This is a genomic window from Pseudomonas sp. KH_046_1 (assembly GCF_057839025.1).
In genome coordinates this window covers 3,589,801-3,615,541 of the sequence record NZ_CM174481.1, presented here as the reverse complement: position 1 = coordinate 3,615,541, position 25,741 = coordinate 3,589,801, and the positions used below count along the sequence as shown (strand labels likewise).

19 protein-coding genes and 1 pseudogene are annotated in these 25,741 nt (G+C 60.1%); 9 read left to right on the top strand and 11 right to left on the bottom strand.

What is annotated here, in order from left to right:
- Positions 1-694 precede the first annotated feature (694 nt).
- Positions 695-3,205 carry a putative bifunctional diguanylate cyclase/phosphodiesterase gene (locus AC3IT9_RS16685; protein WP_489270414.1) on the top strand — a complete coding sequence of 837 codons (2,511 nt, stop codon included), beginning with the start codon at positions 695-697 and terminating at the stop codon, positions 3,203-3,205.
- Between the two features lie 116 nt (positions 3,206-3,321).
- Here the strand turns inward: AC3IT9_RS16685 and AC3IT9_RS16680 are convergent.
- From AC3IT9_RS16680 to rsxC, 7 genes and pseudogenes are all read right to left on the bottom strand, one after another.
- Positions 3,322-3,614, bottom strand: a pseudogene (locus tag AC3IT9_RS16680) (isochorismatase family protein); the annotation flags it as partial.
- A gap of 188 nt (positions 3,615-3,802) precedes the next feature.
- On the bottom strand, positions 3,803-4,492 hold the full coding sequence (locus AC3IT9_RS16675) for a hypothetical protein (RefSeq protein WP_489270413.1): 690 nt from the start codon (positions 4,490-4,492) through the stop codon (positions 3,803-3,805).
- Positions 4,493-4,672: 180 nt separating this feature from the next.
- Positions 4,673-7,102, bottom strand: coding sequence for a spermine/spermidine synthase domain-containing protein (locus tag AC3IT9_RS16670; protein ID WP_489270412.1), 2,430 nt, complete (start codon positions 7,100-7,102; stop codon positions 4,673-4,675).
- A 2-nt stretch (positions 7,103-7,104) separates the two neighbouring features.
- A complete protein-coding gene (locus tag AC3IT9_RS16665) occupies positions 7,105-7,848 on the bottom strand; it encodes a protein-L-isoaspartate(D-aspartate) O-methyltransferase (RefSeq protein WP_489270411.1) in 744 nt (247 codons plus the stop codon).
- Positions 7,849-8,143: 295 nt separating this feature from the next.
- Positions 8,144-8,650, bottom strand: a complete 507-nt coding sequence (gene msrA, locus AC3IT9_RS16660; protein WP_150725610.1) for a peptide-methionine (S)-S-oxide reductase MsrA — start codon at positions 8,648-8,650, stop codon at positions 8,144-8,146.
- A 270-nt stretch (positions 8,651-8,920) separates the two neighbouring features.
- Entirely contained in the window at positions 8,921-9,868 is a 948-nt protein-coding gene (locus AC3IT9_RS16655) for an RnfABCDGE type electron transport complex subunit D (RefSeq protein WP_150758797.1), read from the bottom strand.
- On the bottom strand, positions 9,865-11,265 hold the full coding sequence (rsxC, locus tag AC3IT9_RS16650; RefSeq protein ID WP_489270410.1) for an electron transport complex subunit RsxC: 1,401 nt from the start codon (positions 11,263-11,265) through the stop codon (positions 9,865-9,867). The genes AC3IT9_RS16655 and rsxC overlap by 4 nt, the downstream gene beginning before the upstream one ends.
- 360 nt (positions 11,266-11,625) lie before the next feature.
- Between rsxC and AC3IT9_RS16645 the strand changes: the two genes are divergently transcribed.
- Complete coding sequence (locus AC3IT9_RS16645) at positions 11,626-12,639, top strand: FAD:protein FMN transferase (RefSeq protein WP_489270409.1); 1,014 nt, start codon at positions 11,626-11,628, stop codon at positions 12,637-12,639.
- A gap of 147 nt (positions 12,640-12,786) precedes the next feature.
- Here AC3IT9_RS16645 and puuE read toward each other — a convergent pair whose 3' ends face one another.
- The 4 genes from puuE to AC3IT9_RS16625 all read right to left on the bottom strand — a co-directional run bounded on the left by puuE (position 12,787) and on the right by AC3IT9_RS16625 (position 16,637).
- Positions 12,787-13,680, bottom strand: a complete 894-nt coding sequence (gene puuE, locus AC3IT9_RS16640) for an allantoinase PuuE (protein ID WP_489270408.1) — start codon at positions 13,678-13,680, stop codon at positions 12,787-12,789.
- Positions 13,680-14,552, bottom strand: a complete 873-nt coding sequence (locus tag AC3IT9_RS16635) for a GNAT family N-acetyltransferase (protein ID WP_489270407.1) — start codon at positions 14,550-14,552, stop codon at positions 13,680-13,682. Before AC3IT9_RS16635 ends, puuE begins: the two co-directional genes overlap by 1 nt.
- Before the next feature lie 214 nt (positions 14,553-14,766).
- Complete coding sequence (gfa, locus tag AC3IT9_RS16630) at positions 14,767-15,345, bottom strand: S-(hydroxymethyl)glutathione synthase (protein ID WP_150725622.1); 579 nt, start codon at positions 15,343-15,345, stop codon at positions 14,767-14,769.
- Between the two features lie 257 nt (positions 15,346-15,602).
- Entirely contained in the window at positions 15,603-16,637 is a 1,035-nt protein-coding gene (locus AC3IT9_RS16625) for an AraC family transcriptional regulator (protein WP_489270406.1), read from the bottom strand.
- Positions 16,638-16,757: 120 nt separating this feature from the next.
- Between AC3IT9_RS16625 and AC3IT9_RS16620 the strand changes: the two genes are divergently transcribed.
- The 7 genes from AC3IT9_RS16620 to AC3IT9_RS16590 all read left to right on the top strand — a co-directional run bounded on the left by AC3IT9_RS16620 (position 16,758) and on the right by AC3IT9_RS16590 (position 25,688).
- Positions 16,758-17,582: an SDR family NAD(P)-dependent oxidoreductase gene (locus AC3IT9_RS16620; RefSeq protein ID WP_150725624.1), complete on the top strand. Its 825-nt coding sequence runs from the start codon at positions 16,758-16,760 to the stop codon at positions 17,580-17,582.
- A 124-nt stretch (positions 17,583-17,706) separates the two neighbouring features.
- Positions 17,707-18,108, top strand: a complete 402-nt coding sequence (locus AC3IT9_RS16615; RefSeq protein ID WP_219098065.1) for a carboxymuconolactone decarboxylase family protein — start codon at positions 17,707-17,709, stop codon at positions 18,106-18,108.
- A gap of 34 nt (positions 18,109-18,142) precedes the next feature.
- Complete coding sequence (locus AC3IT9_RS16610) at positions 18,143-19,192, top strand: beta-keto acid cleavage family enzyme (RefSeq protein WP_150725625.1); 1,050 nt, start codon at positions 18,143-18,145, stop codon at positions 19,190-19,192.
- A gap of 110 nt (positions 19,193-19,302) precedes the next feature.
- Positions 19,303-20,589, top strand: a complete 1,287-nt coding sequence (locus tag AC3IT9_RS16605) for an MFS transporter (protein WP_458369526.1) — start codon at positions 19,303-19,305, stop codon at positions 20,587-20,589.
- Positions 20,590-20,691: 102 nt separating this feature from the next.
- Positions 20,692-22,326 carry a 3-(methylthio)propionyl-CoA ligase gene (locus AC3IT9_RS16600; protein WP_489270404.1) on the top strand — a complete coding sequence of 545 codons (1,635 nt, stop codon included), beginning with the start codon at positions 20,692-20,694 and terminating at the stop codon, positions 22,324-22,326.
- 63 nt (positions 22,327-22,389) lie between these two features.
- On the top strand, positions 22,390-24,294 hold the full coding sequence (locus AC3IT9_RS16595; protein WP_489270403.1) for a DUF1302 domain-containing protein: 1,905 nt from the start codon (positions 22,390-22,392) through the stop codon (positions 24,292-24,294).
- Positions 24,295-24,329: 35 nt separating this feature from the next.
- Positions 24,330-25,688, top strand: a complete 1,359-nt coding sequence (locus AC3IT9_RS16590; protein WP_150753250.1) for a DUF1329 domain-containing protein — start codon at positions 24,330-24,332, stop codon at positions 25,686-25,688.
- The last annotated feature ends 53 nt before the right edge of the window (positions 25,689-25,741 follow it).

Genomic DNA, 25,741 nt, shown 5'->3' with positions numbered 1-25,741 from the left:
CCCGCAGCGTGCCCTATGTCACCCGACTATTCTGCGTGAAGCATCCAGTTCAGGGGCGCAAATTCGCAACGACACTCGGGAAGACATGGAGCAAACCCTGCACCTGCAGGCGCAGGGTTTGGACTAGATTTGTTGGGATCACTCAGGATCGAATCGACTTTCGCTACGGTGCGGCTGGGCACTGCGAAAACGGGGATATGCTCACCCCAGACATGCAGGCCTTGGTCTGCACGCTCGCCAGAGGCGCAGAGCGAGGCTGAGGAAATTGAAAGGAACAGAACATCTGGCAAAAGTGATTGCCGACGTTCAGTTCTACAATGGAGAGCGAGGAGAATCGTTACCTGAAACGATGATGTCAGACACAATAAATGAAAATGATTTCGTTTTATCGCCGAAATGTTAAGAGACTGCTTCCGAGAGTAAAAAATTTCACCATGAAATTAGCATCGCCAAATGCATTGCTTAGTGTCGAATAGTTGGTTGGCGTGACACTTAAGACGTATAGCTTCGGTAGCTGTTGCTTGTCTCGGGAGCTTCGCTCACGAAAACCAGCGTGAATCCGAACAGAGAAAAAATTTGGCTAATGCTACGTGCGGTGTGTTCTCAGGTTCAGGTGTCGGCACAGAAGGTTAATTGGTTTCCGAATACCGCTTCTATTGGTCAATTTAGAAGGATTATGTTTGGAGATTGTGAAATGGATTTTTTCAGGAATAAAAGCGCCGCAAAGGAAGCCATACCTACCAGTTCAAATAAGCCGCGCTCGACCAAATGGCACCGCATGTACTTTTTTCTTGCGGGATTCGACGTGCTGGTTGTTGTGCTGAGCGTGCTATTGAATCACCTGATCGTCGATACCTATCACCGCTCCATCAAGGCAAACCAGTCGTGGGTCCAACAGCTGTCGAGCTATTCAACGCTGGGCAGCCTGGCTTCCACAGTCAATGCGCCGGGCAATAATGTGTTCGACACACATAATGTTGAAGCCGAATCGCGGAACATGAATGAAGCCTTGCGCGCCTTCAACGAGCATTTGGCAATGGCCAAAAAGCAGTTGGAAGTACGGATCGCCAATGAGGCTGAACACAGTGCAGATGTACAAGCCTTTACCCTTGCATTGAAGGATGAGGTGGGTGCAGTTGATGCCGCGATGGTCGAAATGGTGAACGAGGCCTTGCTGATCTTTTCCTACTTCAGGGAGGGGCAGTCGGATAATGCCGGCAAACGCATGGCAACGATGGACAGGAAGTTTGCCCTGTTGCTCGCCTCACTCAGTACCGTGCGGGATCGCGTTGGCCTGATTCAAAGCAAGCTCCTGGAGGAGGAGCTTGAGTCGGTCGAAGAACTGCGCCGGGTCGAATACGCGATCATGGTGTTCGTGCTACTGATGGTCAGTGCGGCCGTTATCTACGGGGGCAAGATCAGGCGCGAAATGGAGTCGCAAGCAGCCGAAAGGGAAGGTTATCTGGCAGTGCTGCGCGAAAGCGAGAAACAGGCCCGCCAGCAAGCATCGCTGCTGGACAAGGCCCAGGACGCCATTGTCGTTCACGGGATGGATAACCGCATCCTGTACTGGAACAAAAGTGCCGAGCGTCTCTACGGTCTGTCAAAGGAAGAGGCGCTCGGCAAATCGGCACAGGAGTTGATCTACCAGGGTAGCGCCGCTTTCAATGCGGCCACTAACAGCCTGATAGAAACGGGTGACTGGGCGGACGAAGTTACACTTCGACGCCGGGATGGCTGCACCATCACGCTCGAAAGTCATCGAACCCTGGTGCGAGACGATGATGGCCAGCCGCAATCCGTTCTGTCGATCAATACTGACATCACCCACCGTAAGACCGCTGAGCAAGAGGTCCAGCGTTTGGCCTTCTACGATCAGTTGACCGGGCTGGCCAACAGGCGGCTCATGTTGGACCGGTTACAGCATCTGCTGGCGGGCAGCTCCCGTAGCCTGCATACGAGCGCGATAATTCTCATTGACCTGGATAACTTCAAGACACTGAACGACACGCTGGGGCATGACAGAGGCGACATGTTGCTGCAGCAAGTTGCTCTGCGCCTTTGCGGCTGCATACGCGAGAGCGACACCGTGGCTCGCCTGGGCGGAGACGAATTCGTCGTCCTGCTGGATGGCCTTAATGAGAATCCTCCAGAAGCAGCTATCCAGGCCAAGGCTATTGGCGAAAAGATTCTCAACTCTCTGAACATTTCCTACCAGTTGGATGGATATGAGCACCACAGCACCCCCAGCCTCGGCATTGCGCTGTTCCAGGGGCAGCTGAGCACAGTGGACGATATTATGAAGCGCGCTGACCTGGCGATGTATCGCGCCAAGGCGGCGGGCCGCAATACCATGCGCTTCTTCGATCCGGAAATGCAGGCGGTTGCCACGGCACGCGCCAGACTGGAAGTAGACTTGCGCCAAGGCTTGCAGGACAACGAATTCCTTCTTCATTACCAGCCGCAGGTGAATAGTGAGGGCCGTATCATTGGCGCAGAGGCACTGATGAGATGGCAGAATCCTGAGCGCGGAGTCGTGTTTCCAGGCGAGTTCATTCCATTGGCAGAGGAAACGGGGTTGATTCTGCCGTTAGGCCGTTGGGCGCTGCAGGCAGCCTGCACTCAGCTGGTTGCCTGGGCAAAGCATTGGGAAACCGCCCGACTGGGTATGGCTGTGAATGTCAGCGCCCGCCAGTTTCACCATCCGGACTTCGTCGAGGAGGTACTGCAAGTACTGAAATACACGGGGGCCGATCCGAAGAAATTGAAACTGGAACTGACCGAAGGCCTGCTGATAGAGGATATGGAAGGTACTGTCGCCAAAATGATCGAGTTGAAAAAGATCGGCATAGGCCTTTCGCTGGATGATTTCGGAACCGGCTACTCGTCACTGTCATACCTGAAGAGCCTTCCGCTGGATCAACTCAAGATCGACCAGTCCTTCATCAGAGATGTGCTGGTTGATCCCAACGACGCCGCCATCGCCTGCGCGATTGTGAGCCTGAGCCAGATATTGGGGCTTTCGGTGATTGCAGAAGGTGTGGAGACAGAAGCTCAGCGCACCTTTCTGGTCAAGCATGGCTGCCAGACCTACCAGGGCTTCCTGTTTTCCCCGCCACTGCCAGCCGAACAATTTGAGGAGTATGTTCACGAAAGATTAATGGCGAGCACTGATTTCCCACGGACCAAGACTAAATCGCCATAACTTCGCAGGTGCCTGGGAACGTCCGCTTTCGGCTGTGGATTCAACCCAATGCGGACGATGAGAGGTCGACTCAAATGTGGCTCGCACCCGCAACTGCCGGAGGTAGCCTCGAACAACTAGTAGGAGAGAGCCTTCTTGCCCACCTGAGGATTTAGCACTTGAAGTGCCGTCATCAGGACTTGTACCAACTGACCACCTTCGGGCGCAGGGCGATATCATCCGCCATTACGCCAGGGGAACCGCCGCCATCAGCAACCACCTGTACTTCATAACCATCGCGCACCAGGCTCAGCGCCGGATAGACCGTGCAGACGTCATTGGTGACCCCGGCGATGATCAGTTTCTTGCGCCCCGTAGCCTTGACCGCTGAGGCGAAGTTCTCATCGTCCATGGCCTTGACGATAAACAACATCTCAGGCTATGAACTCGTAAGGGGCTGTCTTCTAATACAATGGGAATCTAACGCTTGTTAGGTGCCAGATCATTCTGTGGCCTTGTTTTTTGTTAAAAGTCGGACTTCGACCCGAAGCAGTCTTCGCTAACGATTGAACTCAAAGGCCTGGACAGCCGTTCGGGCAGGTCCGGCGGCATGATGGATCAGCCCGCAAAGAAGTACTTGCCTTTGATTTTCCTGGGGTTGACGAAGACGAAGTCTGGAAAGATTTTTCCTCGGACGTACCAAACAAAAGCCAGGATAACGATACTTATAGCTAATGCGATAGTGGTTGTTGCCGGACTCGATGTAAACCCCTCAAGCGATCTTGGGAATTGGGGAAGCACAAGGAGTATGTACGCGTTGTAGGCGCCGACGCGATGGTTGTAGAAGCCCCATACCAAAAACAAGGGAATCAAGGTCATTGAAACACCCATAACCCATTTGGCCGTTGGCCCCATCCTGGCGCCGATATCCAATCCCAGAAAGAATGCAATCAAAGCCTGGGCGAGCATTATCGTAATGAGAATATGTACGAGGAAAGAGACACAAGAAGGCAGAGCAAGGCAAAGAAAAATAAAACAACGAACAGGGCTGTCCTTAGCAAGAAGGTCTTCATAAGACTCCTTGGCCAACGTGAAATGGAGGTCAGTTGGGAAATGACACCTTGGCGGCAAGTCCCCCTGCGCGCGGTGTAATGATGCACTGAGGTTAATCCGTAGATACTCAAATGCAATGCAACTTCCCGCGCTTCCGCTCCTGGCTGGTTTCTGCCAGTCACCACCGGCAGCTATGGGATGAAAGCCACCTCTGACGACTCGACTGCGTCGGCCAAAACCAATTGCTTGCGGCACGCAACCTCTCATCTTTGGCATGACGCACACGTCCATATTTTCAAATGTTCAGCTTCGAAGCAGGAAAAGCGTCACCCTCGCTGATCGACACGGCGAGACGTGCGAACTGCGGCAAGTGGCGTTCCAACAGGCCATTCGTCTCGCCAGGGTCTGTTGACGTTTCGTTGCGAACCGCCGCGATCAGGGAAACATGACCGCCGCTGCGAGATACAGCAGCAACGCCAGCAGCAACACTACGGTGAAGCCCAGGTGGATCGCCAGCAGGGTCGCCAGCACGGCCGCCACCACCGATACGCTGGCGTTGACGGCCCAGGCGATCGGCACCAGTGCTTCGGCGCGCGCGGAGACGCGCCCGAGTCCGAGCGGAAACGGCATGCCCATGGCGAACGCCAGCGGCGCTACCAGCGCGGCGCAGATGCCGAACCTGGCGAGGGTCCCCACCGGCGCCAGCAGCTGGAACAACCGGGGCAGGGCGATCAGGTAGAGCAGGGCGATCACGCAGATCGCCAGGACTGGCCGCGCGAGCGGATGACGGGGCCCCACACCCGTTCCAATGTCCCCCCGCCGCCGGCCGGAGTAACGGCTGCCGAGGCCCGCGAAGATCAGGAACGCGCTGAGCGTTACCGCCACCGAATACAACGGGTGGCTGAGGAAAAGGGTGAACTTCTGGATGAAGGCGATTTCCACGAACATGAAGGCGAAGCCGATGGCGGCGAAGTAGGACACGACCCGAAGTTCGAACCTGGCCAACGCCGCATCCCGAGAGCGCCGCTGGCGCCGCCGCACCACCCATAGCGGCGCCAGGATCAGCAGCACGGCAGCCACGCTGGACTGCAGCAGCGTGGCGATCAGCACCGGATAGCCCCACTCCAGCATTGACAGGCCGCCCTGCGCCTTCAGCGCCAGCAGTTCCGGCAGCGAGCGCCACTTGAAGAAGTGGAAGAAATACGGCCGGTCATCCATGGTCGGACGCACGTCGAACTTGTAGCGCGCCAGGAACTGCGCGCGCTCGCCAGACAGCAGGGCCTGCGCCGCTTCGAAGAACCAGGGCCGGTCGAGCAGGTTGTAGCGATTCGCCTCGGCCACGGTCATCCCGGGGTAGTAGGCCAGGTCGAAGGAGCGCGCCCGGCAGAACTCTCGCAGCACGGCGATGCCGGAGACGTCAAAATCCCTGTTGCTGACCAGCAGCGTCGCGGTCTTCCAGCCACGGATCATGACAATGCGGCGCGCCGCGCTGGCCTGCCCGTCGCGCTCGATGGCCGCGGCCGCGGTGGCCAGCAGCCTGGGAACATCGCGGGGCGGCAGGGTGACCCAGCGGGTGATGGCCAACAGGCCGCCGGGCGCGAGATGGTGCAGGTACTCGGCGAAGGCGTCCACCGTGTACAGGTAGTTCTCGGACAGCGCATGCAGGCCGCCCGAGGCGGTGCCGAAGGAGTCCAGCAGGGCGATCTGGATCAGGTCGTAAGGCTCTTCGCGCGAAGCCACCAGGCCGCGCGCCTCGCCGATCAGCACGCGGACGTTGGGCGCGCTGTACGGCTTGCCGGAGAAGTCGGCGAAGCGGCGCTGGACCAGATCGATCACCTGCGGGTTCAGTTCGATGGCATCCACCGCGCTGGCGCCGTGGTAGATCGCCTGCAGCACATCGGCACCGGCGCCGCTGCCCAGCACCAGCACGCGGGGTTGGTGCAGCAGGTGATAGGGCAGAGCCGAGGTCAGATAGTCCAGGTAGGCGAGCGGTTCGCGGCGCCCGTCATAGCGGTTCAGCACGGAAAGGCCGTCGCCGTCGGTGAAGATGGCCAGTTGTGCGGGCGGCTCCTGCGTCGCATTGAGGCTCCGGCCCGGCGCGTGGCGCAGGGGAATGGTCGGGCTGTCGACGACCGTGAGCAGGCCCAGCGGACTCCAGGTCTGGGCGATTGCGCGCGCATCCTTTATACGCAGCGTCTGGCTCAGTTCCTTGTACTCGGAGGGCGACAGGGCGATCCAGCGCTCGGGTACGCCGGCCGGCACCGCGACTGCCGCCGCCAGCAGCAACGGCGCGAGCCAGTGCCTATGCCCCGTGCAAGCCATGGCGGCCAGTGCCCCGGCGGCGATGCCGGTGCCGCCCAGCAGCCGCAACGCATCGACGGGCGTCAGGGCGAACAGCGCGGCGACGATCGCCAGGCTGCCCACGCCGGCGCCGAGAATGTCGAAGGCGTAGATCCGATGAATCTGTTCCTGAAAGCAGGTGAAAGTCAGGCAGATGCACACCGCCGCGCAGAAGAACGGCACGAACAGCAGCAGGTAGATCAGCAGCAGGCGCGCCGACTGCCGCGCGTCCCAGAGGATCTCGAGGGGATTGAACGGAACCTGCTGGGCCAGGCTGAAGCAGGCGATGGCGCTCAGTCCGAACAGCACCGCGCCGCCGATGAACACGCCGTGGAAGCGCGGCGCCAGCACAGGCCGCGCCAGCGCCACGGCGGTGCCGGCAGCGCCGTAGCCGAGCAGCGCGACGCTGATCATCATGTAGGCGAAATGGTGCCACTGGATGATCGAAAGCAGTCGCAGCAGCACCTCATAGCCGAGCGCGGAGGCAGACAGCAGCGCCAGGGCGAGCAATGGCGGCGAATGCATGCTCAGCCGCCTCCGACCAGCGGCACGAAGCGCACAGGCAGCACCTGCCGGGTGGACACACTGCCATCGCCGGCCTTCTCGATCAGCAGCAGGTACTGGATCATGAACGGCGCGCCGACCGGGATTACCATCCGTCCGCCGACCTTGAGCTGGGCGATCAGTGGCGGCGGCACATGGCTAGCGGCGGCGGTGACGAGGATGGCATCGTAAGGCCCGTGCTCGGGCCAGCCGTGGTAGCCATCGCCCAGCCGGGCCTGCACCTTCGCATATCCCAGCCGGCCCAGGCGCTCCCCGGCCTGCACTGCCAGCGGCTCGATGATCTCCATCGTGTAGACCGCCTGCGCCAGTTCGGCGAGGATCGCCGCCTGGTAGCCCGAGCCAGTGCCGATCTCGAGTACCACGTCGCCGGGCCCGACCTGCGTCAGGTCGGTCATCAGGGCGACGATGTAGGGCTGGGAGATGGTCTGGCCGTAGCCGATCGGCAGCGGGCGGTTCTCGTAGGCGTAGGGCACCTCGTCGGGCGGGACGAACCTATGGCGTGGCACCTTGGCCATCGCGGCCATCACCGGCGCGGCAAACTCGACCCTGCCGGTTTCGTCGCGGGTGACGGACGACATATTGGCGATCTCCCGCACCATGGCGTCGCGCAACGGCGCGAACGGGTCGTCGGCATGCAGGCCGGCGGATGCCAGCGCCAGAGCGATGGCAGGCGCCAGGATGCGCGTCAGGAGCATCACCGGCTTCACAATGACTCCTCCGCCTGAGGAATAGTCGAATCGTATGGCCGGCGGGCTGGCTCGGCAAGCCCGGGGGTGCCGGCGACCAAACCAGGCAGCGGCGACTGCCTGAGAAAATATCGCAACCCGTAACTGCACTGATAGCAGCCAGCCAGTTCAAGCGGTGATACAAAAGTGAATACGATTGTCAGCTAGTGGCCGATCGTTGCCTGTCGCGAAGGGCTGCAGTCGACCCGAAGCTGACGGTGGCGACAGGCAAAAATCGGCCAGAAGCGGTCACCTCTGCGCCTCACAAGCGCGACTCTCAGGCGCGCTTGGGGAGCTTCCAGTTCGGGCGGATGAAGTGGCATGTGTAGCCATTCGGTATACGTTCGAGGTAATCCTGGTGCTCCGGTTCCGCTTCCCAAAAGGGCCCTGCCGGTTCGATTTCGGTGACTACTCGGCCTGGCCACAGGTGTGAAGCATCGACATCGGCAGCGGTGTCCTCGGCGATGTCGCGTTGCTGTTCGCTGAGGTAGTAGATCGCCGAACGATAGCTGGGGCCCAGGTCATTACCCTGACGGTTTGGCGTGCTGGGGTCGTGTATCTGGAAGAAGAACTCAAGGATCTGCCGGTAGCTGATCACGGCAGGGTCGAAGACGATCTCGATGGCTTCGGCGTGGTTGCCATGGTTGCGGTAGGTGGCATTCGGCACATCGCCGCCGGTGTACCCGACCCGAGTGCGCAGCACACCGGGATAGCGCCGCAGCAGATCCTGCATGCCCCAGAAGCAGCCGCCGGCGAGAATGGCAGTTTCGGTTTGTCTGGTCATGGTCTGTCCTTCCTCACGGGGATATTGGGTATAGCCATTGTTATGAGGGCGTGTTGGCCAATTCCAAGGATTCGCGCAAACAGAACTGGAATGATCGCTTTTTGGCTGTGGATTCAACCGGTCAATGCAACAGTCTGGCTAAATCGCTCAGCGGGTGTTTCCTGGTCTAGTGTTTTCCGAGGGCAGCTATTTAGCTGCCTGGCCACTTCATTGAGGGTGAGGCTCTGACGCAAAAGAGGCGCTGGCTACTCGCTGCGTACGCTCTCAGTGTCAGGTGTTCGTATGTACGGGGCGCTGTATGCGCAGCACCAACCGGTCGATCTGCGGTACCAGCAGATTGGCGGCTAGCACGGCGAAGCAGAGACCATCGGCATAAAGCCCGAATTCGCGAATCAATTCAGTCAGCGCGCCAATGGCCGCGCCGAACAGGATGCGACCGGCGCGTGTATCGGGACTGGTGACCGGATCGGTGGCGATGAAGAAGGCGGTGAAGAGATAGCCACCGAGACTGAGGCTGTACAGGCTTTCCTGTAGGCTATGGCCGGCTGCCATACACAGCAATACTGTGCTCGCGAGCATCGCCAGCGGAATCTCGATTCGGATCACCCGCAGGACTGCCAGTAGCAAACCGCCGGCAATGTAGCCGTACCCCGACAGATTGGGGGTGATCAGTGTGAACTGGTTCTTGGCCAACTGAGTGGCGCCGGCGAACGCATCGAGGTTAAGGCGTGGCGCCAGCTGCAACTGTTGTAGAAGAACCGCCTTGGCGTCCAGGGTGAGAGTCCAGGGGGCATAGTTCGAAGGCGCAGGGTACAGTTGCTGGTAGAAGCAGATAGCGATGATCCCCAAGCCAACCATGGCGGGGTTGAGGCGGTTGCGACCCAGGCCTCCACTGCCGTGTTTACACAGTGCGAGCGCGGCAAAACTGGCCAGGGCGATCATCCACAGCGGCACCAGCAGCGGCAATGCCCGAGCCAGTATCAGGCCTAGCACCAGCCAGCTCAGGTCGCTCAAGCCCTCGCGGACATTACGTCCGCGCAGGCGCAGCAGGCCGGCTTCGAAGCCCAGGGCGAGCAGCACGCACCAGAAGGTCTGCAACCAGACCACGATGCCAAATTGCCAGGCGTACAGGGCGGTACCCGGCAGGAGACACAGGCTGACCAGCAGCATCATTGTGCGCAGTTGTCGGTGCGCGGTAGGACGGAGTATCAGGCTCATGCACGTAGCTCCGTCTTGCTCTGGCGGAAACGTTCGCGCAGCGGCAGATTGCTTGGGCAGGTGCTGCTGCAGCTGCCGCATTCGATACAGGCATCCAATCGCAGGTCCAGCAGGCTGGCCTTGTCAAGACGTTCGGCAGCAGCGTAGAGATCCAGCGGTCTGAGCAACATCGGGCAGACATCCACACAGCGCGTACAGCGAATGCAACTGCCTGCGGGCTGAGGTGCCGGCAAGTAGCGCTCGGCGCCGAATATCAGGCAACTACTGGTCTTGCTGATGACGGCAGTGGGGTCCGGTAACGGCTGTCCCATCATCGGCCCGCCGACCTGGGTCAACTGGCCTTCGGGGGCCGCGCCAGCAACTGCGCGCAGTGCGCTGACCGGGTAACCCACTGGCACCAGGACATTCCCGGGGCGCTCGCAGTTCCCGGTCAGCGTCAGCACGCGTCTTACCAGTGGTTCGCCGTGGAAGATGGCCCGGCCCAGTGCGTAGAGCGTCGCGACATTCAGCGCCAGTACGCCGATATCGGCGGGCAGGGTCCCTGGCGCCAGGTTGCGGCCACTAAGGCTCTTGATCATCAACGGCTGCCCCCCTGCCGGGTAACGCGCCGGTAGCGGACATATTTCGACCCGGGTGCGCGCCCGGCGAGTGGCGGCGCGTAACGCAGCCATCGCCTCAGGTTTGTTGGTTTCGATACCAAATCGGGTCAGCGTTATTCCCATCAGCGCGGCGACATAGTCGGCGGCCTCGATCAGCGCCTCGGCACGTTCGCGCATGAGACGGTCATCGCAGGTAAGGAAGGGCTCGCATTCGGCACCGTTGATCAGCAGAAGATCGGGCTGCTGGGCGCCAGCCAGCTTGAGGGCCGTCGGGAAACCCGCCCCACCAAGGCCGACTATGCCCATCTGCAATGCTCGTTCGACCAGCGCCTCGGGCGTTTGCGGTAGCCCCAGCACTGGGCGTTCGATCCACTCATCCAGACCATCGGCGTTCAGAATGACGGCCATGACCGGCTCGGCCGAGTCGGCTGCGAAGGCGAGATCAATCCGTTCCACGATGCCGGAGGTGCTGGCATGCACCCAAGGGGTGTTGTCATCGCCAATACCGATCACCTCGCCCTTGCGCACATGCTGTCCCGGCTGCACGCAAGGCTGGACAGAACGGCGACCCCGCTCGAGCGGAATCGCCAGCTGTATGTTTTCGACCGCGACCGGGGCAACCGGCGTGGCGTTGGATAATTCTTTGTAGCCCCTGAGCTCGACGCCTCCGTGCCAACTCCGCTGTGAGGGTGAGGCGATGGCCAGCAGGCTGCGCCAGAAGGGTTTCTGTTGCGGCTGACGCTGGGCGCGGACGCGGCTCTGCATGCGTTCGACGCTCTGCAACGAATGGCTAGACATTTTCTGTCCTCCAATTTTTTGGCAAAAAACACCCCTGTGCACTAATGCACATAATGGTTTTTTTGCTTCCGGGACGTGGAGCGGAAAGGGAGGGGGACAATTGATCACCCGCGGAACTCAGAGTGCCGAATGGAGGCTTTGTTCATTTTTTGATCAGGCTTGCTGATGGACGGTTGGTCATCCCGTGCGGGCGCGTGGGAGCGGTCAGGCAGTGATCGGGGCGGGTAGCGCCAACGTGCGGGGCGTGCCGGGCGCTATTTCCGGCAATGCAGCTTTAATCTCTTGTAAGCAGTGGTGCCCGCAGTTTGGGTAAAAAAGCGCGCCGCGAAGGGGCAGCCGGGATCAGAGAGGTGGTGATTGATGCGCGTAAGCCTGCTGGTGATGTTGTTGACGTTGCTGTATGGCTGTGGCGAACGGATCGAGCGCGTTTCCGGACCGACCATGGGGAGCACTTTTTCGATCCAGTACGTACCCGCCGCGCAGACGCCCGACTCGCAGCGAGTAAAGGCCGAAGTCGAGACGATACTCGGGGCGCTCGACCAGCAGTTTTCCAACTGGCGCGGCGACTCCGTGGTTTCCCGCTTCAACGATCTGCCGGCCGGCGCCTGTCAGGCGTTGCCGGAAGATATGCATCGCTTGCTGGCGTACGGTGAGTTTCTGTTCCGCGAGAGTGGCGGGGCTTTCGACCTGACGGTGCAACCATTGATGAACCTCTGGGGCTTCGGTCCGCAGTCACGGGGGGAGCACTTGCCGGATGCTGGCGCGCTGGCACGGGAGCGGGCACGGGTAGGGCATCAGCACTTGCGCCTGGATGGCGAAAAGCTGTGCAAGGATGTGGCGGCGCAACTGGATTTCGACAGCATGGTCGCCGGCTATGCGGTGGATCGGGTCGGCGATAGGCTTTCGGCCCTGGGTATCCAGGCCTATCTGGTCGAGATCACCGGCGAACTCAAGGCGGTCGGCCGCAAGCCGGATGGCTCGCCCTGGCGCATCGCCCTGGAGGTGCCGAGCGGCGCAAGCGAGCAGCAAGTGGCGCGCGCCATTGCACTGGATGGCTACAGCGTTTCCACCTCCGGGGATTATCGCAACTATTTCGAGGAAGGTGGTCAGCGCTATTCGCACACCTTCGATCCACGTGTCGGCAGGCCGGTGAAGCACGCGCTGGCGGCAGTGACGGTGGTCGACCCTTCGGGGCTGCATGCCGATGGCTTGTCTACGCTGTTGATGGTGCTCGGCCCGGAGGAAGGCTATGCCTTCGCCGAGCGGCATGACCTCGCTGCCTATTTCATCATGCGCCAGGGGCAGGGTTTCGTTGCCCGGGCGACGCCGCGATTCGAGTCGTTGTTTCCAGGGCAGGGCAAGACGAAGCAGTAGTTGAAGGAAGCCGCGCCTTTCTAAACGCTTGCTCCCAAGGTTACCAGGATATCCCCCCAGGCTACCTTCTTCCTCGATTACACCTTGGTGAAGGATAGCCACATTGATACGCCAGCGTGGCTCAGGCCGCTCCGAACCAATTACCACTCAGGCGGGGAATTGGGCTATCCAGTGCCTGGCAATCTCTTCGCGCCGGCAGATCCACACCGCGTCGTGGCCTTGCACGTAATCGAGAAAGCGCGCCAGCGCCATCGCACGACCAGGATGGCCACTGATCCGCCCATGCAGGCCGATGCTCATCATCTTCGGGTGTTGCGCGCCCTCCTGCCACAGCAGGTCGAAAGCATCCTTGAGCAGCCGGAAGAAGTCTTCACCGCAGGCGAAACCATTGGGCAGCAGGTAGCGGGCGTCGTTGTTGACCAATGTGTAAGGGATCACCAGGTGGGCGGGCGAGCCTGGGAGCCAATAGGGCAGATCATCGTTGTAGGCGTCTGAGCTATAGAGAAACCCACCTTCCTCATGCAACAGGCGACGGGTGTTCTGGCTGACCCTTCCTGTGTACCAACCTGTGGGGCGTTTACCGCAGATCTGCTCGATCACGTCGAGGGTGAGGCGGATATGGCGCCGCTCCTGGTCTTCAGGCATGTCGCGATAGTCCAGCCAACGGTAGCCATGCCCGGCAATCTCATGCCCGGCAGCGCAGAGCGCATGGCCAATCGCCGGGGTGAGTTCCAGTGCCCGGCCGACGGCGAAGGCGGTCAGCGGCAGGCCTCGGGCGCTGAACAGCTGCAGAATGCGCCACACACCTGCGCGCGATCCGTATTCGTACATGCCCTCGACGCTCAAGTCCGGTTCCCCCACGCGCGGCGGGCGGCCCGGTAGCTCGTGAAGCCAGGCCTCCGACTGTGCATCGCCATTGAGGATGCATGACTCCGCGCCTTCTTCGATGTTGAGTACGAACTGGACCGCGACGCGCGCCTCACCGGGCCATCGCGGGTGGGGTGGGCAGCCGCCATAACCGACGAGGTCGCGAGCGGACATCAGCCCAGCTCGAAGGTCGTGACGCCGAACACACGTTCGTGCGCGATCGCCGGAGGAGGGCCGAGGTACATGCGTGCGCAGCCGAAAACCTCGATCATGCCCTGTTGGTGCACGAGCGCCATCGCGGCGGGGTTATTCTCCGGCGCATCGAGAAACAGCGGGCCGCCCTCGGCAAATTCCGCCAGGCGCGCGTAGAGGGCATTGGCTGCCAGGGCGTCATCGGCGAACAAGGGGCCGATCTTGTAGCCTTCCCGGCAGCGCCTTGCTACGCCATAGCCGCTTAGCCTGCCCTCGCGCTGGCAGCCCACGGCGAGTGCATCGGCCTGGGCTATCCACCCGCTCAGGAAGGTTGCGCGCGCGGCGGGGAAGCAGGTGCGGTCGTAATCGACAACCTGATCGAACGGGAAGGTGGCCAACGGAACGATGTCCTGGTCGTCTACCTGCGAGGTCGTCGGGCGGGCGGTGAGATTGGCACGAAAACGCATGTTGCGATGGGAGAAGACGAAACCACCCTTGGCGTAGTAGTCCTGCATCGCGAAGACGCCGTCCATGCCGATGCTCGCGCCTGGGTGCAGGCGGGCGAGGAGTCGCTCGCGGCGTGCATGCCAGAGGGTATTGCCCAGACCTTGACCGCGATATTCAGGCCGGACGATGAAAAAACCCATGAAACCGAATTCGCCGTTGTAGGAGGTGATGGCACCGCCGCCGATCAATTCGCTACCCTGGTACGCCGCGATGAAGGCGGCAGGGTCCGTAGCCCAGAACAGCTCGGCATCGTGAAGGCCGGGATTCCAACCCTCACGGGCAGCCCAATCGACGAGCTCGTCCAGCTCGGGACGGGTCATGTTGCGTATGACCAGCTGATTCGACACCGCGAAGTTCTCCTCAGTCGCTAATCGAGCGTGTGGTCCATCCCACTCTGAACCCTTTCGGTATAGCTTCAACCGGAGTATTGATCCAGGTCGTCACGTTACCTGCAGGCGCCTGGCCTGCCCGCGGCGCAGCTTTCGCGGGCAAGCGGGGGCGTACAACATCAAAGGTGAGTCGCAGCCGCGGTCCGGAAAAGAAACCGCGGCGACCGATCAATCAGGCGGCGGGGAGCAGGCCTTTCTGTTTGGCGACATGAGTCGCCAGTGCGTCCATCAAATCCGGGGACAGGCAGTCATAGGGTTCCAGGCCGATCGAGCGCAAGCGCTCGCGGATAGCCTTCATTTGCGCTGGCGGTGTGCCGGTTTCGATGATCGAGGACACGAACGCCGCGAATCCCGGCGCAGCCCATCCGCGCTGTGGCGAAAGCTCGGTGTGGACGAAGTCCAGGCCATAAAACGCATGGTTCTTGTTCTCGATGCGCCCAAAGAGATGAGCGTGACACTGCTTGCAGGCGTGGCGCTGGATGGTGGCGGATTCGTCGACAATCGCCAGTTTTTCGCCGTGGGCAATGACGCTGACCTTATCTCGAGGCACCACGGCGATGACGGCGAATGTCGCGTTTTGTGGTTTCCAGCATTTGCTGCAGCCGCACGCGTGGTTATACAGCGTTTGTGCGTCGATCTTGACCTCGACCTTGTCGGTCGCACACAGGCATTGCAGGGTGCCACCTGTGAAATTCGCGGCGGCGGGTTGGATACCATTGTCCAGTGCAGGGTGAAGTTGCAAGGTGCTCATGCTGGCGTCTCCGTTTCAGGGGGGCAGACAAAAGTGCCTGGGGCCGTGCCCCAGACCGGTAGTTCATCGGAACTCGATGACGGCGCGGATCGATTTGCCTTCATGCATCAGATCGAACCGCGGCGGGTTTCGAAAAGGGCACAGTGCATAAACGAGCGACCTCCTTCGGTGCGACCGGTCGGTTACCCAGATCAAGAATAGTCTGCGATGACGCCTCGAGCGCGGCCAGGGCCAGCGCACGGGCGAGGGTGCAGAATTCAGAGGGAATCCACACACACATGTCCAAGGGTTGCGTTCGTTTGCCGAGCCCTCCAGGTCGATGGACTGCAATCGAAGTGCCGACTGAACCAACGGGAGAAGGCACTGAGCTCGGAAAAACCCAGGACGCCGGCTATCTCACTCAAAGGATGATTGGAATGTGCCAAGTGGCGCATTGCCAACTCTGCTCGCACCTGATCCAACAGTGAGGAAAATGTTTCACCTTCCTGTACCAGCTTTCGATGCAGTGTCCGTCTGTCAATGCCCAGGTTGCCCGCTACTTGTTCTACCGAGCAGCGCCCCGTGGGCAGCAGCATCCAGATCATCTGACGCACCTGCTCAAGCAAAGCAGTCCTGGAGTCTTCGCGGATACTTTCCAGGTACTGATGAACATAACGGGCCATATCCGGATCGGCGCTGGGCAGGGTTTTGTCGAGGTCGACACTACGACAGACGATGCCATCCATCAGGCTATCGAACTGCACGGAGGTGGCGAACACTCGGCGGTGTCGGCTGTCGTCGAGCGGCGCCGCGTGACGGAAGCAAACCACTGAGGGATGCCAGTGGTTACCCAGCAAGGTTTTCAGCAAGCGGTGAGTCACCGCCACTGAAAGCTCCATCGCCTGGCGCACCGGCAGGTTGCCCACCGTGACCTGCTCCATGCGCAAAACCACCACGCCGCCACTTTCCTCGATATTCAATACCAGCCCCTGATTGTGCAGGTAAAGGAAATCGCGGAACGCTTCCAGTGCCGAACGGATAGTCGGCTCGTCGCGCCATAGCAGTGCCAGAGGTCCCAGATTGGAGAGCTTTCGAGTTTCCGCCATGCGCAAACCAAAATCATCCACACCGGCCTCACGTGCCGAACTTTCCAGCAACTGTGCTACGGCTTCGGTGGGGATTTTCAAGTCGGGTTGAAGCAGGCATCGCGGATCGAGACTGACGAGGCGCAATTGCTGCAGATAATCAACGTGCAGCGATCGGGCTATTTCCGCGTAATTAGTCAAGCTGGCACTGCGAACGAGACCGCTCATGGGTGATTTACCAATCCGGGACAGCGATTTATCAGATTAGCAGGTTGATGTCCCGTCAAGTCAAGTTGCGTGCCGGCAACCGGGCGATATTGCGTCACCACCATGACGGAGTGTTACCCCATGAAATTGCACAATCGAGTTGCCTTGGTGACCGGAGGAGCAGGTGGCCTGGGCCGAGCCATTGCTCTGCGCCTGGCCAGCGAAGGCGCCAACGTGGTCATTTGCGACATCAACGAAAAGGCGCTTGAGGCCACGCGTGCCGAGATCGAAGAGCGCGGCGCGCAATGTCTGGCGCTGCGTTGCGATGTCTCGTCGAGCAGCGAAGTGATCACGATGTTCGATCAGATCGACGCGCGTTTCGGCGCACTACACATCCTGGTCAACAACGCAGCCCTGGTGCCAGACAAGCCCCATGACGAAGAGCGGCGCAAGCGGCATTACGCACTGGTCACGCAGCCGGTGCGCCGACAGTCGCTGGAAATTACCCGCAACATGGACGATGCCGAGTGGAAGCGTTTCTGGGCGGTGAACGTTGATGGCGTGTTCTTTTGCACCCGTGCCGCCTTGCAGCGCATGGAGCCGCAGCGCTACGGCAAGGTCATCAACATCGCGAGCATCGCCGGTATTTCCGCCATGAGCGCTCACAGTCCGCATTATTCCGCGACCAAGGGTGCGGTGATCGCATTCACCCGCTCGGTGGCCTATGAGGTGGCCGGCGCCAATGTTCAGGTCAATGCCATCTGCCCCGGGGGCGTACGAACTCCGGCCTTCGAACATTTCCTCGATCAGCAATCGCCTGAACAACTCAACGTACTCAACCAAATCCTTCCGCTGGGGCGTATAGGAGAGGCCGAGGAGTATGCGGCACTCGTGTCCCACCTAGCCTCCGACGAGTGCTACTTGGTCGGGTCGATCATCAATGCCTCGGGTGGAACTTACATCTGAGGCAAGTTGCGGTGACCAACGCGAATGTCCCGAAAGGTCAAGTGCGTGTCCCGTACGGTCAATCCGAATCGAATCAGTGAACTTAGAGTGGGTTCAACCACTAACAAAAATAAAGGAACTGTCCATGCCTCTGAATCAGTCCAAACCCTTCACGCCGACCTGCGATGCCATGCGCGATGCCGGCAACTGGAATCCCGCCTGGGACACGTTGGCCGAACTGGACGCCGAGTGGATCGAGAAATTCCTCGCTATGGCCGTGCATCCCTTGCGCAACGACGTGCTGGCTCCAAAGACCATCGAACTGATCTCGATCGCCGTCGATGCCTCCTGCACTCATTTGTATGCCCCAGGCGTGCGTCGCCACATCCGCAAGGCCCTGGAGCTCGGCGCCAGCATCGAGGAAGTGCTCGCGGTGTTGCAGCTGACCTCGGTGCTGGGCATCCACAGCATGGCGGTGGGCGCCCCAATGCTTATCGAAGAAGCGCAGAAGTTGGCCGTTAACGGCCCAATGCAAACCACCTACTGAATTTCTTTCGATACCGCATTCCGAGGTCACCACCATGTTTTATACCCATGACTCGCTGTTCCCGGAAAACCAGGACAAGCTGATCATCTCTGTTGCGCCCTACGGCCCTGAATGGATGCCGTCCGACTTTCCGCAAGATATTCCGGTAAGCATGGACGAGCAGGTGCAGAAGGCTGTTGATTGCTACAACGCCGGCGCCACGTTGTTGCATGTGCATGTACGCGAGGCTGACGGCAAGGGCTCAAAGCGCATGTCGATGTTCAACGAGATGTTGCATCGCCTGCGCGAAGCAGTGCCAAAAATGATTTTGCAGGTGGGCGGGTCCATTTCCTTCGCGCCTGAGCCAGGTTGCATTGCCCAGTGGCCCGCCAATGACTCGCGCCACGCCCTGGCGTTGCTCGAGGTCAAGCCGGATCAGGTGACCATCGCCATCAACACCAGTCAGATGAACATCACCGAGCTGCTGACGGCGCAGGATGTTGAAGGTACATCGTTGGCTGATCCAGGTATGTGGGCTGCATTCCGTGACATGCATCTGGAAGCCGGTCCGAGCTTCTATGAAACCAACTTGCGCCTCTTGTGTGAAAACGGCATCCAGCCATTTTTCATGCTGGGTCATGTCCATCAGCTGGAAACCGTTGAGCACATTGTGCGCAACGGCTTGTACAAAGGCCCGCTAAACCTGTGTTACGTGGGCATTGGTGGTGGCCTGGCCGGGCGACATCCTGCCGATTTGGTCGAATTTGCCCGCCGTGTGCCGGATGGTGCGGTCCTGACCAACGAGTCGATCATGCGCACCATTTACCCCACCAATGCCATCGCCATTGCTATGGGGCATCACGTACGAGTCGGCATTGAAGACTGTCTGACCGGCCCGCGTTATGAGCGTATGACCTCCGTCCAACAGATTGAATGGTGTGTGCAGCAGGCCCGGCACCTGGGTCGTGACATCGCCACTGCCGACGAAGCCCGCGCCACCATGAAGATCGGCGAAAGCTACGCCAGCACCGATGAAACGCTCAAGGCACTTGGCTGGGCACCGAATCGCCAGCCGGGCCAGCGCGGCAACCTGATGTGGAACTAGCTCCAGGCTGAAATCTGCGGTGGGTTTCCACCGCAGACATCTTTCGTGCGGCCCTTGCCGTGCGCAAACCCTTGATCACGCTGTCTGCGAATCAATCTGGAGTGCCCGATATGGCTCTTCCCATCAGCAGCACTGGCATCGCCGTGGATGATGCACCGCGAGTCTCGCGTGGCTACGCCTGGCTGGTGTTCGTGCTGACATTTGGCTTGATGTTGTCCGACTACATGTCGCGCCAGGTCATCAATGCCGTTTTCCCTTCACTTAAAGTTGAATGGGCTTTGAGCGACACTCAGCTCGGCGCGCTGGTCAGCGCCGTTGCACTTACCGTGGGGCTCATGACCTTTCCCGTGTCCCTGCTGGCCGATCGCTGGGGCCGCGTGAAAAGTGCCACGGCCATGGCTATCGTCTGGGGACTGGCAACTATCGCCTGCGGCCTGAGTGGCAACTTTGTCGCAATGCTGATGGCCCGCGCCGTGGTCGGTCTGGGAGAGGCGGGTTACGGCAGTGCAGGTGGTGCGATTCTGCTTAGCGTTTTTCCGCGTCGCTTGCACTCCACGGTGATTGGCGCCTTTCTCGCCGCCGCGTTGTTCGGCTCGGTGCTCGGCGTGGTTCTGGGCGGCGTGCTGGCGCAACATTACGGTTGGCGCATGGCATTTATTGCGGTGGGCGCGGGGGGCTTGTTGCTCGCGGTGATCTACCCGATGGTGGTTCGCGAGCCTGCCAAGCCTATCACTCAAACCCCGGTAGCACGCATGCCGCTGAAGGCCGTGCTGCGCAAACTGCTGACCACACCGACCTCGCAATGGACCTACCTTGGGTCGGGTCTGCAGATGTTTATCCAGGGCTCGGTGATTGCCTGGATGCCCAGCTATCTGAACCGTTACCACGGCATGGACATGACTCAGTCAGCGACCAGCGCCGGCCTGCTGGTGCTGGTCGCGGGGATCGGCATGACCGGTGGCGGCATGCTGGTCGATCGCCTGAGCCGCCGCGATGATCGCAACAATCTACGCGTCCCGATGCTCTATGCCCTGATCTCGGCGGTGATCATGCTGACGGCGTTTGTACTGCCGCCAACCCCGCTGCAATTGGTACTGATCGGTATCGGCCTGCTGATCGGTGCCGGTTTCGCCGGGCCTTCCGGTGCCGCCATCTGCGATGTGACCAGTGCCTCGATCCATGCCTCGGCGCTGGCAGTCGTGGTGCTGGCCAACAACATCATCGGACTTGCACCCGGTCCGTTCATCACCGGTGTGCTGGCTGACGCCTTCGACTTGCGATTCGCCATGACCCTGGTGCCTCTGGCCAGTTTCGGCGCGGCTTTCGCCTACCTGCAGGCCAGTCGGCATTACCGCAATGATCTCGCTCGCCTGCAGCAGGCAGAGCGTACTTCATAAAAGACAGATTCCTCACTCCAACCCGTCCCGGGCAGTAGCCCGCTGCGGTGCTGCCCTTGAGCGCAGCCAAACCACCATGCCAACAATAATAGGTGACCGTCGATGCTCGGCCTGATGCAACACCAACCGCTACTGATTTCTTCGCTGCTTGAACACGCCTGTGTTTCCCACCCGGATGCCGAAATCGTTTCGCGCACTGTAGAAGGCAATATCCATCGCTGCACATATGCTGACGTCGGCCGCCGCGCCGGGCAGATCGCTAACGCCCTGACCACCCTCGGAGTGCAGCCGGGTGAGCGCATCGGCACGCTGGCCTGGAACGGTTACCGGCACATGGAGTTGTACTTCGGGGTATCCGGTATGGGTGCCGTCCTGCATACCATCAATCCGCGGCTATTCCCTGAGCAGATCGAGTTCATTGCCAACCATGGCGAAGACCAATACCTGTTTTTCGATCTGAGCTTCTCTGCCCTGGTGGAAGAACTGGCGCCGAAACTGCCGACGGTCAAAGCCTTCATCGCCCTGTGCGATCGGGCGAGCATGCCCGACATCAAGGTAGCCAATCTGCGCTGTTATGAAGAGCTGCTCGCCGACCAATTACCGCAGTTCGATTGGCCATCGCTCGATGAAAGCTGCGCCTCCTCGATGTGCTACACCTCCGGTACCACGGGTAATCCCAAAGGCGTGCTGTATTCGCACCGATCCTCCGTACTGCACTCGATGATGTCCTGCACACCCAGCGGCTTTTCCCTGTCAGCGAACGACGTGGCGTTGATTGTGGTGCCGATGTTCCATGTCAACGCCTGGGGCATGCCCTATGCCGGCGCCTTGTCCGGCGCCCGGCTAGTACTGCCGGGGCCCGCCATGGACGGTGCCAGCCTTTACGAATTGATGCGTGATGAAGGCGTGACCATGGCGCTCGGCGTACCGACCGTGTGGATGATGCTGCAGCAACATGTTGAAAAGGCCGGTCTGCAACCGCGCGACGAACTGCGCCTGGACCGTGTGGTCATCGGTGGCGCTGCTGCACCGCGTGCGGTTGTCGAATGCTTCGAGCGTCAGTTCGATGCCCGTGTCATGCACGCCTGGGGCATGACCGAGATGTCACCGGTGGGCACCGTCTGCCATCCGCTGCCTAAACATGTCGATGCAAGCCTCGAACAACGCCTTGATCTGCAAGGCAAGCAAGGCCGCGCTCCCTATGGTGTGTCGATGAAGATCATCGATGACGAGGGCAGGTGCTTGCCGCGTGATGGCAAGGCATTCGGCCATTTGCTGGTCAAAGGCCCGTGGATCGCCAGTGGCTACTTTCGCGGTGAAGGCGGCCCAATCCTCGACAGCGACGGTTGGTTCGATACCGGCGATATCGCCACCATCGACCCGGACGGCTACATGCAGATCACGGACCGCGCCAAGGATGTCATCAAGTCCGGCGGTGAATGGATCTCCTCGATCGATCTGGAAAACGCCGTCATTGGTCACCCGGCGGTTGCGGAAGCTGCGGTGATTGGTATTGCCCACCCGAAATGGCAGGAGCGTCCGCTGCTGGTCGTCGTGCTGAAGAGTGGCCGATCCGCCAGTCGCGAAGCGTTGCTCGATTTTCTCACCGAGAAAGTCGCGCGCTGGTGGCTGCCCGATGACGTGGTTTTCGTGGATGAACTGCCACACACCGCTACGGGCAAGGTACAGAAACTGAAGTTACGAGAAATGCTCCGTGACTATCGGTTGCCCGCCTGAGCGATAGGTTCCGTTTACACCCTACAAAAAAACAAAAACAAAAACACACAGGCACATCAGAAAATGAAGAGTAACAACCTCCTGCCCGTGCGGCACCGGTTGCTGGTTTCGGTCATCCTTACGGTCAGCCTTCCAGCGGCAAATGCTATGGAACTGGACACCGGCAACGAAGACTTTTCCATCCGTTTCGACAACACCGTCAAGTACAACTACGGCGTGCGCACCGAAGGGGCCGACAAGCGCCTGTTGGGAACGCCGAACAACAACGACGGTGACTACAATTTCCGCAAGGCCGGCACCAATATCACCAACCGTGTAGACCTGTTGTCCGAACTGGATGTGGTCTACCAGAACAAGACCGGTTTTCGTGTCAGTACGGCGAGCTGGTACGACAAGGCCTATGACAATGCCGGCTCCAACTCCAACCCGTTTGCCAACGGCAACGACGATTTTTCGTCGATCGCAGGGTTTGGCGGGCGTCCAGGTGCGCCAGCCGTTTTTGGCAGCCCGCACCTGAGCAACTATGCCCAGCGTTACTACAGTGGTCCGTCGGGTGAAGTCCTCGATGCCTTCGTGTTTTACAACACCGAAGTGGGCGACGAGTCCCAGCTCAATGTCAAAGCGGGTCAACACAACGTGTTCTGGGGCGAGACCATTCTCAATCCGGTGCATTCGATCAGCTATGGCCAGTCCGGTCTCGACCTGGCCAAACTGGCTGCCTCGCCGGGCACGGAAGCCAAAGAACTGTTCGTGCCGCGTAACCAGATTTCCACCACGTTGACCATTAACCCCGAGCTGACAGTGGGCGCGCAATATTTCCTCGATTGGGATGCCGCGCGTTTGCCGGAGGCCGGTACTTACTACGGTGGTTCTGACCTGGTGGGCTTCGGTGCTCAGTCCTTTCTGCTGGGGCACACCGGCGGTGCGGGACTGGCCGGCCCGAACGGTACACTGACAACCGTTCGCCGCGGCGATGACTACACCCCCGACAATCGTGGCGATTGGGGACTGATGCTCAAATGGTCACCCGAATGGCTGGACGGCACGGTGAGCGCCTACTACCGCAAATCCTCCGACATTCTTCCTCAAGCGATTCTCGACACTCGAGGACTGACCAGTGTTGGCGGGGTGGCGGGCCTGCGCAATTCGATCAGCACCACCTCGTATGAATTCGCCTATGCCGACGACATCGACATCTACGGCCTCAGTCTGGCCAAGGAGTTTGGTGGGGTCAGCGTCGGTAGTGATCTGAACGTGCGCCATAACATGCCGCTGGCCAGTATTCCGGCGATCATCAGTTCGGCCGGTCCTGCTGGGTTACAGTCCGGTCTTGGTCTGCTCCCGCCACGGAGTCCGGCGACAGGCGTAGTCACCGATGCACCCCGCGACGGTGACAGCATGGCCGCCACTGGCGACACGCTGCACTGGACCATCAACGGACTGGTCTCGATCGCTGCCACGCCGCTGTTCGATTCGGCCAGCCTGCTGGGCGAGTTGTACTACAGCAATCTGCTTAGCCTCGATAGCAAAAACAAGGCGCTTTACAAGGGCGACGACAGCTACCGCGGTATCGACAAACCTACCCGTGACAACTGGGGTCTGGCAGTCAACTTCACGCCGACCTGGTACCAGGTATTTCCCGGTGTGGACCTGAGCGCACCCCTGTCGGTCAATCTCGGTCTCGACGGTGTTTCTCCGGTGGTCGCCGGTGGTGCGCAAGATACCGGCACCTACGCCGTTGGGGTCAGCGCGGCGATCTACAACCAGTATTACGTCGACCTCAAGTACGTCGACGCCTTTGGTGAAGCCACGAAGTGCGACAACGGGGCAACCGATGGCTCAACCCCTAATGCCCTGGATGGCACGCAGCGTTACACCTGCTTTGGCGGCGGATATGCGTCGTTCTCCGGCGCAGGTGCCACGGAAGATCGTGGCGCTCTTTACCTGACGCTGAAAACCACTTTTTGATCCACGCCTTGCTCAAGGCAAGCAGGAGTACACAAATGAAATTTGCCTACACCTTCATGGCTACCTCTATGGCTCTGGTTCTCGCGGGGACCGCCCACGCCGCCGTCGATGCCACCGAGGCTGCCAAACTGGGTAACCAACTGACGCTGATCGGCGCCGAAAAAGCCGGAAATGCTGACGGTTCCATTCCGGCGTATCAGGGTGGCCTGACCACCCCTCCAGCCAACTTCAAGACGGGCGACAGCATGCGCCCGGACCCTTTCGCCAACGAAAAACCACTGTTGGTGATCGATGGCAAGAACGTCGACCAATACAAGGGGCAACTGACTGCGGTGACCGCCGAGTTGGCCAAGCGTTATCCCAGCTTCCGCATCGAGGTTTTCCCGACCCACCGCACGGCCGCGTTGCCTCGGGGCGTGTTGGACAACACGGTAAAAAATGCCACCGCGGCTCGTTCGACTAACGGTGGCAATGCCATCGAGAATGCTCTGCCAGGCATACCGTTCCCGATCCCCAAGTCCGGCGCCGAGGCCATCTGGAACCACCTGCTGCGCTATCAGGGCGTCAACATCCAGAGTAAGTATGACAACTGGAACGTCGACTCCGCGGGTGTAGCCAGCCTGGCCACGACGGGCAGCGCGCAGATCAACTACGCCGCCTATGACGATCTGTCCAAACCGCTTGCGGCCGCCGACACCTATTACCAGATCAAGTTGGCCTACACCGGTCCGGCCCGTCGTGCCGGCGAGGCTGTGCTGCTACGCGACGCGGTCAACCCTTTGGAGCAGCCTCGCCGTGGCTGGCAATACCTGCCGGGTCAGCGCCGGGTGAAGCTGGCGCCAAGCCTGGCTTACGACACACCCAACCCGGGCACCGCTGGTGCCGCTACCTGGGACGATGCGTTCGTCTTCAACGGCGCACTGGACCGGTATGACTGGAAGCTGATCGGCAAGCAGGAAATGATCGTTCCGTACAACACCTACCGCGTGACTTATCAGAAGGACATGAAGCCAATGATGGCCCCTAACTATCTGGCGCCCGAGTTCGTGCGTTGGGAGAAACATCGGGTCTGGGTGGTCGAGGCGACTCTCAAGGCTGGTGCCCGTCACATCTACGCCAAGCGCCGCTTTTACCTCGACGAAGATAGCTGGGTTGCCCTGGCTTCCGACCAATACGATGCGAGGGGGCAGTTGTACCGCGGCGTTTATACCTTTCTCAGCCAGAGTTATGACCAGCAGGTACCGGATGCCACGCCCTATCTGGTTTACGACTTGATTGGTGGAACCTACAGCGCCGTCGGCCTGCCTGGCCCTTACGGCGGCATCAAGTACAGCGAGGCATTAAGCAAGACCCAGTGGGCGCCGGAGTCGCTCGCGGGTGCCGGTATTCGTTAATGGCCTTGTTATCTCTCCATGCTGCCTGATTCGTGATCGGACAGTTTTTGCGC

Excerpts from the sequence above, each read along its gene's own strand:
- AC3IT9_RS16685 (WP_489270414.1), top strand. The coding sequence starts at position 695 with ATGGATTTTTTCAGGAATAAAAGCGCCGCAAAGGAAGCCATACCTACC.
- AC3IT9_RS16670 (WP_489270412.1), bottom strand. The coding sequence starts at position 7,102 with ATGCATTCGCCGCCATTGCTCGCCCTGGCGCTGCTGTCTGCCTCCGCG.
- msrA (WP_150725610.1), bottom strand. The coding sequence starts at position 8,650 with ATGACCAGACAAACCGAAACTGCCATTCTCGCCGGCGGCTGCTTCTGG.
- AC3IT9_RS16655 (WP_150758797.1), bottom strand. The coding sequence starts at position 9,868 with ATGAGCCTGATACTCCGTCCTACCGCGCACCGACAACTGCGCACAATG.
- rsxC (WP_489270410.1), bottom strand. The coding sequence starts at position 11,265 with ATGTCTAGCCATTCGTTGCAGAGCGTCGAACGCATGCAGAGCCGCGTC.
- AC3IT9_RS16645 (WP_489270409.1), top strand. The coding sequence starts at position 11,626 with ATGCGCGTAAGCCTGCTGGTGATGTTGTTGACGTTGCTGTATGGCTGT.
- puuE (WP_489270408.1), bottom strand. The coding sequence starts at position 13,680 with ATGTCCGCTCGCGACCTCGTCGGTTATGGCGGCTGCCCACCCCACCCG.
- gfa (WP_150725622.1), bottom strand. The coding sequence starts at position 15,345 with ATGAGCACCTTGCAACTTCACCCTGCACTGGACAATGGTATCCAACCC.
- AC3IT9_RS16625 (WP_489270406.1), bottom strand. The coding sequence starts at position 16,637 with ATGAGCGGTCTCGTTCGCAGTGCCAGCTTGACTAATTACGCGGAAATA.
- AC3IT9_RS16620 (WP_150725624.1), top strand. The coding sequence starts at position 16,758 with ATGAAATTGCACAATCGAGTTGCCTTGGTGACCGGAGGAGCAGGTGGC.
- AC3IT9_RS16615 (WP_219098065.1), top strand. The coding sequence starts at position 17,707 with ATGCCTCTGAATCAGTCCAAACCCTTCACGCCGACCTGCGATGCCATG.
- AC3IT9_RS16610 (WP_150725625.1), top strand. The coding sequence starts at position 18,143 with ATGTTTTATACCCATGACTCGCTGTTCCCGGAAAACCAGGACAAGCTG.
- AC3IT9_RS16605 (WP_458369526.1), top strand. The coding sequence starts at position 19,303 with ATGGCTCTTCCCATCAGCAGCACTGGCATCGCCGTGGATGATGCACCG.
- AC3IT9_RS16600 (WP_489270404.1), top strand. The coding sequence starts at position 20,692 with ATGCTCGGCCTGATGCAACACCAACCGCTACTGATTTCTTCGCTGCTT.
- AC3IT9_RS16595 (WP_489270403.1), top strand. The coding sequence starts at position 22,390 with ATGAAGAGTAACAACCTCCTGCCCGTGCGGCACCGGTTGCTGGTTTCG.
- AC3IT9_RS16590 (WP_150753250.1), top strand. The coding sequence starts at position 24,330 with ATGAAATTTGCCTACACCTTCATGGCTACCTCTATGGCTCTGGTTCTC.